Source organism: Rhizobium sp. AP16 (assembly GCF_000281735.1).
GTDB lineage: Bacteria > Pseudomonadota > Alphaproteobacteria > Rhizobiales > Rhizobiaceae > Rhizobium > Rhizobium rhizogenes.
Window position 1 is genome coordinate 228,979 of the sequence record NZ_AJVM01000063.1, and the last position, 7,873, is coordinate 236,851.

A 7,873-nucleotide genomic window follows, 5' to 3' on the forward strand; every position below is an offset into this window, starting at 1 on the left:
TTCGCCGGATGAAAAGCTTAGCAATGGCCTGGTTCGCCGCAGCGGGCCTATCCGTCATGTTTGCGCCGGCTTTCTCCGCCGGCGCAACGGGTGTCGACGGAACCAGCATGGGCACCGCCGTGGTGCCGACCGAGGTGATCTATCCCGGCGATATCATCGGCAGCGGCCAGCTCGAAGAGGTCGATGTCACCAATCCGAACCTGAGCGGCGACTACGCCCGGACGATCCGGGACGTGACGGGCAGGGTATCGAAGCGCACACTTCTGCCTGGCCGCACAATCTCGATTTCCGCGCTTCGCCAGCCCTTTGCGGTGACGCGCGGTTCGAACGCCCGATTGGTGATGAGCATGGGCAGCATGACGATCACTGCGGCCGGGACGCCCCTGGACGACGGCGCGGTCGGCGACAGCGTGCGCGCCCGTAATCTGGATTCCGGCATCATCGTCAACGGCACTGTCCTCGAAAACGGCACGATCCGCGTGGTCTCGAAATGAGAAGCCTTCGTCTTTTTCTTGCGGTTCTGATGGCATTGCCCAGCCTGATCGTCTCTGATCCAGCGCTTGCGATGCAATCGCGCATCAAGGATATCGCCTCGCTGCAGGCCGGCCGCGACAACCAGTTGATCGGCTACGGCCTGATCGTCGGTCTGCAGGGGTCCGGCGATGGCTTGCGGTCTTCGCCCTTCACCGAGCAGTCCATGCGCGCGATGCTGCAGAATCTCGGCATTTCGACGCAGGGCGGCCAGTCCGCCGCCAAGAATACCGCCGCAGTGATGGTCACGGCCAACCTGCCGCCCTTCGCCAGTCCCGGCAGCCGCATCGACGTCACGGTCAGTTCGCTTGGCGACGCGACCTCGCTTCGTGGCGGCACGCTGATCATGACCTCGCTCAGCGGCGCCGACGGGCAAATCTATGCCGTGGCGCAGGGCTCTGTCATCGTTTCGGGTTTCCAGGCGCAAGGGGCGGCCGCCAGCGTCACTGAAGGCACCACCACCGCCGGCCGCGTGCCGGGCGGCGCCATCATCGAACGCGAACTGCCGTCGCGCTTCAAGGATTCCGTCAATCTCGTCCTGCAATTGCGCAATCCGGACTTTTCCACCTCGGTTCGCATTACCGACACGGTCAACGCCTGGGCGACCTCACGCTTCGGTGCACCGATCGCCGAGGCGAAGGATTCGCAGGAGGTTGCGATCAGCAAGCCGAAGATGGCGGACCTGACGCGGCTGATGGCAGATATCGAAAATCTCGCCGTCCAGACCGACACGCCGGCCAAGGTCGTCATCAACGAGCGCACCGGAACGATCGTCATCGGCGCTGATGTCCGCGTCTCGCCGGTCGCCGTCAGCTACGGCACCCTGACGGTTCAGGTCAGCGAAAATCCGCAGGTCATCCAGCCGGAACCCTTCTCCGACGGCCAGACGGCCATCCAGGACCAGACGGATATCACGGCGACCAAGAGCGGCGGCGGCGTCGCGATGCTCCAGGGGCCTGACCTGAAGACCCTCGTTTCCGGCCTGAACAATATCGGCGTCAAGCCGGACGGCATTATCGCCATCCTGCAAGGCATCAAATCGGCCGGCGCCCTGCAAGCGGAGCTCGTGCTGCAATGATCTTGATCGCTATCGCCAGAAAGATGTTGAACTCCTGCTCTGCGGCCATGGCCGCCCTGCTGTTGTCCGTCTGCGCCGCGGCGGCGCAGGAAGCGCCGAAACCGATCGTCGATCCGGCATCCAGCCAGGACGAGATCAGACAGTTTTGCACTAATATTGCCGATCCGGCCCGTGACCAGCGCTACCTTCTGCAAAAGCAGGAGCTTGAAAAGCTGCAGGCAGACGTCAACCAGCGTATCGCCACCATGGATCAGCGCAAGGCGGAATATGAAGACTGGCTGAAGCGCCGCGACGACTTCCTGAAGAGCGCCGATACCGGTCTGGTCGACGTCTATAAGAACATGAAGCCCGATGCGGCGGCGGCGAGCCTTGACGGCGTCAAGGTCACCATAGCGGCGGCGATCATCATGAAACTCTCGCCGCGCCAGGCGAGTCTCGTTTTGGCGGAGATGGATGTGCAGAAGGCGGCAGCCGTCACTAACATCATGGCCAGCGCGTCTGATCCGAATACATCGAAGTCGAAGGACCCTTCATGAACATGCGTCTTACGGCCACCTGCGCGATCGTCGCCGTCCTCGCCGGCTGCCAATCGCCGCAGGCTCTCAAGGAACTCGGCCGGGCACCCGCGATGAGCCCCATCGGCAGCGGCCTGCAATATGCGCAGACGCCGCAGATGTCGCAATATCCGAAGCGGCCGCATCAGGTCGCGCAGGGCTATTCGCTCTGGAACGATTCGCAGGCCGCCCTTTTCAAGGACGCGCGCGCGCTGAACGTCGGTGACATTCTGACCGTCACGATCCAGATCAATGACAAGGCGAATTGGGACAACGAGACCAATCGCAATCGCACGAACAAGAGCGACATGAACTGGGATATTTCGGCCAAGATTTTCGGCTGGAAGCCCGCCACCAACGCCGACGCAACCTCGGGCTCCGATACCAGCACCGACAGCAAGGGCAAGATGCAACGCTCCGAGCAGATCAACCTGCTGGTGGCTGCCGTCGTGACCGGCATTCTCGAGAACGGCAACCTGATGATCAGCGGCTCGCAGGAAGTCCGCATGAACCAGGAAATCCGCATTCTCAATGTCGCCGGTATCGTGCGGCCGCAGGACGTCACCGCGGACAACACGATTTCCTACGACAAGATCGCCGAGGCGCGCATCTCCTATGGCGGCCGTGGCCGCCTGACGGAAATTCAGCAGCCGCCGGTCGGACAGCAGGCGGTCGATCTGCTGTCGCCGCTCTGACGGTCAGACAGTATACGACATTTTTGGAACGGGCGGGTAACAGACATGGCAGAAGCCGCAGACGCATCGGCAAACAGCAAGGGATCGCCGCTGGTCATGACCATCGTCGGACTGCTCGCCCTGACGGTTCTCGGCGGCGGCGGCGGTTGGTTTCTCGGCACCATAGTCGCGCCGAAGATCAAGGCGGCGACGGCTGCCGTGCAGGCCGCCACACAGACGACCGGCGACGAAAAGCAGGCGATAGCCCCGCTGGAATCGAGCAATATCGTCCAGCTCGATCCGATCATCACCAATCTCGGCTATCCCTCGCAAAACTGGATCAGGCTGGAAATCGCGCTGGTGTTCAAGGGCCAGCCGGACGCGCAGCTTGCCCAGGCGATCCATGAAGATGTGCTCGCCTATGTCCGCACCGTCTCGCTGCAACAGATCGAAGGTCCTCGCGGGCTGCAATATCTTCGGGATGACCTTCAGGAACGTGTTGACCTGCGCTCCGAAGGACGCGTATCGAAAGTCATGTTCAGGACTTTCGTGATCGAATGATTCGATTATTACTTATTTTATCTACATTAGTATTTGCTATATTGTCGCCTGAACTGGCGATGGCGCAGCAATTGTCGCAACAGATTCCGACGGATCTCCTGAACACCCCGGTGAACGGATCGGTCGCGGCCTGGATTATCCGCACCTTCGGGCTGTTGACCATCCTGTCGATCGCGCCCGGCATCCTCATTATGGTGACGAGCTTTCCGCGCTTCATCATCGCGTTTTCGATCCTGCGCTCGGGCATGGGCCTTGCAACCACCCCGTCGAACATGATCCTGCTCAGCCTGGCGCTGTTCATGACCTTCTATGTCATGTCGCCGACCTTCGATCAGGCCTGGAAAGATGGGGCGCAGCCGCTGCTGGCCAATCAGATCTCTGAGGCGGATGCGGTTATGCGTATCGCCGAGCCTTTCCGCACCTTCATGGCAAACAACACGCGTGACAAGGACATCAAGCTCTTCGTCGACCTGGCACAGGAGCGCGGGCAGACGGTGGTGATCGACAACAAGATCGACTATCGCGTCCTGATCCCGGCCTTCATGATCTCGGAGATCCGCCGCGGCTTTGAAATCGGCTTTCTGGTCGTGCTGCCGTTCCTGGTCATCGACCTGATCGTCTCGACCATCGTCATGGCGATGGGCATGATGATGCTGCCGCCGACATCGATCTCGTTGCCCTTCAAGATCCTGTTCTTCGTGCTGATCGATGGCTGGAACCTATTGGTCGGCAGTCTCGTACGTTCTTTCCACTAATCTGCGGACGGAACTTTACCTGGATCGCCAGGCTTGCGTTCATAGCCGACACTGCAGCCCGGATTGACTTCGGCAGACGCAAATTGGCTATGGTGCAAAAGAGACGACATGCCCAGTCTCCTTGACCCGGAATAGATGCTTGGCAAGCGCGACGGATCGCGTGTATCGATCTCATGACATCTATCGTTGCGAGATATGAGCATGAAGACGCGCGACTGGATCTATGTGGGATTGCTGGCGTTCATCGCCTTTGGCTTGCTTCTTGATGCTGCGATCTGGCCTTACAGCCCACCACGGTGGATGACGGCCAACGATCTGGTCCAGATGGTCGGCAACATTCTGTTGGTTTCGTGGTGGCAAATTGCGGATGCTAACGAGCGTGGGTGTAGCCGCACCCCCATCGCCAAGCTGACGACTGTCCTGTTCGCTCCACTGGGTCAGGCCATCTATCTCTACCAAAGCAGGCCGTGGAAGCGTGCCAGCCTTTTATTTTTCGGCTTTATTGCAGGCGTGCTCGTCGTAGCGACCGGCGCCGTTTATCTTGCCGCCTGGCTTGTGAAGACTCATATCTTTCCCCCGGAGTTTACTTAGCCAGCATCGGAATAGTGACGGCGACGGCCGAGGTTGACCGCCCTGCCGCGCCTGTCGGTATTGCCGTCCTATTCTGCGGCGATCGCCGCCGCATTCCCATCTTCGGCCAGGAACGGCTCGGTGCGTATGGGCAGCGCCGGCACATCCATGTGATCAGGAGCGAGACCTTGCTTCGCGCGCTCGACCATCATCGCATATGCCGTCTCCAGGTGGCTGGTGAAGCGTTCGGCGTCGAAGAGCGGCTTGATGTAGCGGTTGGCGGCCAGCACGTCCTTGAGCCTGGCGACGCGCTCCGGCTCTCCGGCAAATTCCACGGCCATGTTCTCATAAGCCTGGACATCGGCGGCGACCAGTTCCGGCACGCCGATGGCGTTGAGCAGGCTTTCGCTGACGCGCGAGGCGAAGTTCGTGCCCTTCATCGTCAATACCGGCAGGCCGCCCCAGAGCTGCTCTGAGGTCGTCGTATGGCCGTTGACCGGGAAGGTGTCGAGACCGAGATCGGCGAGCTGCTGGCGGTCGATGTGATCTTCATAGCGAATACGGGTGGTGAAGACGACGCGCTTGCGGTTGACGCCGCGCGCCTCCAGGCGGGCCCAGAGATTGGCCTCGGCGCGCGGGCCGTTGCACAGCAGCCAGAGCACGCTGTTCTTGGTGCGCTTCAGGATATTGCACCAGACGTCGACCATCTGCGAGGTGATCTTGCGGTTGCCGTTGAACGAGGCGAAGACGAAGGCGTCTTCCGGCAGCCCGTGCTGAGCGCGGGTCGTCGGTCGCGGCTTCGGACGGTAGATCGGGTCGTTTGCCTGATAGCTTTCGGGCAGCCGGCAGAACTTCTCGTGAAAATGCGGCTTGGATTGTTCCGGCAGCACGTAGGGATCGCCGATGATGTAGTCGAGATCGATATTGACGGTGGAACCGGGAAAACCGAGCCATGACGTCTGGATCGGCGCGGCCATGTGGTTGAGGATGCGCGCGCGGCTGTCTTTGGTGTGTCCCTTGAGGTCGACGAGAATATCGATGTCGCGGGCGCGAATGACTTCGGCGGCCGCCTGATCGGTGAGGCTGCGGATATCGACCATCGCCCCCCATCTCGAATAATCGAACTCTTCCTCTCGCTGCGACGTCAACGACGAATGGTCGAAGAGGGTGATCTCGAACCTGTTCCGGTCGTGCAGCTCCAATATGCGCTGCAAGAGCTTCATGGTTGCGTGGCCTGGCCAGAAGTCCGAGGAAAGATAGCCGATGCGGATTTTGTCTGTCCACGCATGCGGCGCCTTGCGGCGGGCCTCGGCATGCCCGGCGGGCAGCGGTAGCGTGTCGTGGATGGCGAATTTGTTGATCGCTTCGTCACCGCACCAATGCAGGTGGAAGAAGGGGTTGTCCGGCGTGACGTGATCGAGATTGCCCGCGGCCAACGAGGCCTTGATGGGCGCCATGTGTTTGTCGACCATTGCGAGGTCGGACACTTCGCGCGCGAAGATCAGGTAAAGCGTGCGGAAGACGATGTTATCGGGATGGTTCTTGAACAGCGTCGCGACGATGTGCCGGTTACTTTCGTCGTAAAGGTTGTCGGTCAGCAGTTTCGCGGCCAGCAGCCGGTGCCTGAGCTCGGGTCCGTCGACCAGCACGGTCTTGAAACCGGTCAGCAGTTCCTTTTGCTGGCGGCCCAGGAAAATGCGGACGAGGGCATAGGCGAGCTCCGGATCCTTGAAGGCCAGCGGCAGGATGAGGCTGCCGATCGACAGCGCCTGGTCCTCGTTGCCGCAATCGGCATGAAGCAGCAGGGCTTCGCGCAGATAGTCCTCACGATGGGGCTTTTGCCGGCCCGCCAGTTCATAAGCTTTCGCGGCGTCCGATTTGAAGCCGAGCTTGAGCAGCGTCTTTGCCAGCAGCGCGTAGGTCTTCGGTGAAGTATCGCTGTTGAGCAGCTCGTTCAACGTTTCGAGCGCGCGCGTATACTGCCCCTTTTGGTAGAGATTGGAGGCTGTCACAAAGGCGTTTTTCATAGTCACGAGCGAGAACTCCGAGCGAAATGTTGAACAGGCACCGGCTGGAGGCCGGGGACCGTCATCATGGATTCGCCGGATCATCGCGCGCGTAGCTTGCCTGAAACCGAAGCGGCGGTTGAACCGCTCGTTTACGCACTGTTAGCTACGTTGAGGACATCCGTTGCCGCGTCCCCCGGATTTAAGGAATTCGCAAGTAATGGATGCGAGCTTACTCGTGACATGACGGGTTTGGCCCCCTAGGAAATGGGGCCGAGGAGCATGAAGCCACTCCGTCATCGCCGGTATTTGAAGTCCGGTATGTCCTCCTTTTTGTATTCAGTTTTCGGGGACACACTTATGACCAGCATTATCACCAACAATTCCGCTATGGCCGCCCTCCAGACGTTGAAGGGCATCAGCAGCAACCTGCAGGACACGCAGAACGCCGTTTCGTCCGGCCTGCGCATCTCCAAGGCTTCCGACAACGCCGCCTATTGGTCGATTTCGACTTCGATGAAGTCTGACGACAGTGCTCTCGGTGCCGTGTCCGACGCCCTCGGCCTCGGCGCTGCCAAGGTCGACACCGCATCGACCGCTGTCACCAGCGCCATCGACGTCGTCGGCCAGATCAAGGACAAGCTTGTCACCGCCATGGAAGGTTCGGTCGACAAGGACGCGGTTCAGGAAGAAATCGGCCAGCTTCAGGCACAGCTCCAGAGCGTCGCTCAGTCCGCTTCGTTCAACGGCGAGAACTGGGTCATGGCTGCCAGCGGCGACTCCGCTTCGGTCGTTTCCTCGTTCATCCGCGGCACCAACGGCACCGTTTCGGTCAGCACCACGTCCTACGCGTTCGACACCGGCGCAACCGGCAACGTTCTGTTCGGCTCGAACTCCGGCACGATCGACACGGCTTCGGGCATTCTCGGTACTGTGTCCGGCTCCTACTCGGTCTTCAGCCTGGATATCTCCAGCATGACCACGGGCCAGATCTCCAGCGCTCTCGACATGGTTCAGACCGCTCTGAACTCGTTGACCAGCATGGGTTCGAAGCTTGGTTCGATCTCCAGCCGTATCGACCTGCAGACGAGCTTTGCTTCCTCGCTTTCCGACTCGATCCAGTCGGGCGTTGGCAAGCTGGTCG

General features: G+C 60.5%; 9 protein-coding genes. 8 read left to right on the forward strand and 1 reads right to left on the reverse strand.

Features of this window, described 5'->3' with window-relative positions:
* Positions 1-8 precede the first annotated feature (8 nt).
* The 7 genes from flgA to PMI03_RS17630 all read left to right on the forward strand — a co-directional run bounded on the left by flgA (position 9) and on the right by PMI03_RS17630 (position 4,744).
* Positions 9-494: a flagellar basal body P-ring formation chaperone FlgA gene (gene flgA / locus PMI03_RS17600; protein WP_007695762.1), complete on the forward strand. Its 486-nt coding sequence runs from the start codon at positions 9-11 to the stop codon at positions 492-494.
* Entirely contained in the window at positions 491-1,609 is a 1,119-nt protein-coding gene (locus PMI03_RS17605) for a flagellar basal body P-ring protein FlgI (protein WP_007695764.1), read from the forward strand. Before flgA ends, PMI03_RS17605 begins: the two co-directional genes overlap by 4 nt.
* The gene (locus PMI03_RS17610; RefSeq protein WP_007695766.1) at positions 1,606-2,145 is read left to right on the forward strand and encodes a MotE family protein; all 540 of its coding nucleotides are present in this window, start codon (positions 1,606-1,608) and stop codon (positions 2,143-2,145) included. Before PMI03_RS17605 ends, PMI03_RS17610 begins: the two co-directional genes overlap by 4 nt.
* Positions 2,142-2,858 carry a flagellar basal body L-ring protein FlgH gene (flgH, locus tag PMI03_RS17615; protein ID WP_007695767.1) on the forward strand — a complete coding sequence of 239 codons (717 nt, stop codon included), beginning with the start codon at positions 2,142-2,144 and terminating at the stop codon, positions 2,856-2,858. Before PMI03_RS17610 ends, flgH begins: the two co-directional genes overlap by 4 nt.
* A gap of 45 nt (positions 2,859-2,903) precedes the next feature.
* Positions 2,904-3,398 carry a flagellar basal body-associated FliL family protein gene (locus tag PMI03_RS17620; protein ID WP_007695769.1) on the forward strand — a complete coding sequence of 165 codons (495 nt, stop codon included), beginning with the start codon at positions 2,904-2,906 and terminating at the stop codon, positions 3,396-3,398.
* Positions 3,395-4,153: a flagellar type III secretion system pore protein FliP gene (fliP, locus tag PMI03_RS17625; RefSeq protein ID WP_012650941.1), complete on the forward strand. Its 759-nt coding sequence runs from the start codon at positions 3,395-3,397 to the stop codon at positions 4,151-4,153. The genes PMI03_RS17620 and fliP overlap by 4 nt, the downstream gene beginning before the upstream one ends.
* Before the next feature lie 201 nt (positions 4,154-4,354).
* Positions 4,355-4,744: a hypothetical protein gene (locus tag PMI03_RS17630; protein WP_007695781.1), complete on the forward strand. Its 390-nt coding sequence runs from the start codon at positions 4,355-4,357 to the stop codon at positions 4,742-4,744.
* 68 nt (positions 4,745-4,812) lie between these two features.
* Here the strand turns inward: PMI03_RS17630 and PMI03_RS17635 are convergent, their stop codons facing one another.
* Positions 4,813-6,756 (reverse strand): glycosyl transferase, encoded by a 1,944-nt coding sequence (locus tag PMI03_RS17635; protein WP_007695783.1) that lies wholly within the window; start codon positions 6,754-6,756, stop codon positions 4,813-4,815.
* A gap of 333 nt (positions 6,757-7,089) precedes the next feature.
* Here PMI03_RS17635 and PMI03_RS17640 point away from each other — a divergent pair.
* Positions 7,090-7,873, forward strand: a 784-nt coding sequence (locus PMI03_RS17640) for a flagellin/flagellar hook associated protein (RefSeq protein ID WP_007695785.1), incomplete at its 3' end; no start/stop codon positions are given.

Bases quoted from the DNA above. Each gene is read 5' to 3' on its own strand.
- PMI03_RS17610 (WP_007695766.1), top strand. From the start codon at position 1,606: ATGATCTTGATCGCTATCGCCAGAAAGATGTTGAACTCCTGCTCTGCG.
- PMI03_RS17605 (WP_007695764.1), top strand. From the start codon at position 491: ATGAGAAGCCTTCGTCTTTTTCTTGCGGTTCTGATGGCATTGCCCAGC.
- flgH (WP_007695767.1), top strand. From the start codon at position 2,142: ATGAACATGCGTCTTACGGCCACCTGCGCGATCGTCGCCGTCCTCGCC.
- PMI03_RS17620 (WP_007695769.1), top strand. From the start codon at position 2,904: ATGGCAGAAGCCGCAGACGCATCGGCAAACAGCAAGGGATCGCCGCTG.
- flgA (WP_007695762.1), top strand. From the start codon at position 9: ATGAAAAGCTTAGCAATGGCCTGGTTCGCCGCAGCGGGCCTATCCGTC.
- fliP (WP_012650941.1), top strand. From the start codon at position 3,395: ATGATTCGATTATTACTTATTTTATCTACATTAGTATTTGCTATATTG.
- PMI03_RS17630 (WP_007695781.1), top strand. From the start codon at position 4,355: ATGAAGACGCGCGACTGGATCTATGTGGGATTGCTGGCGTTCATCGCC.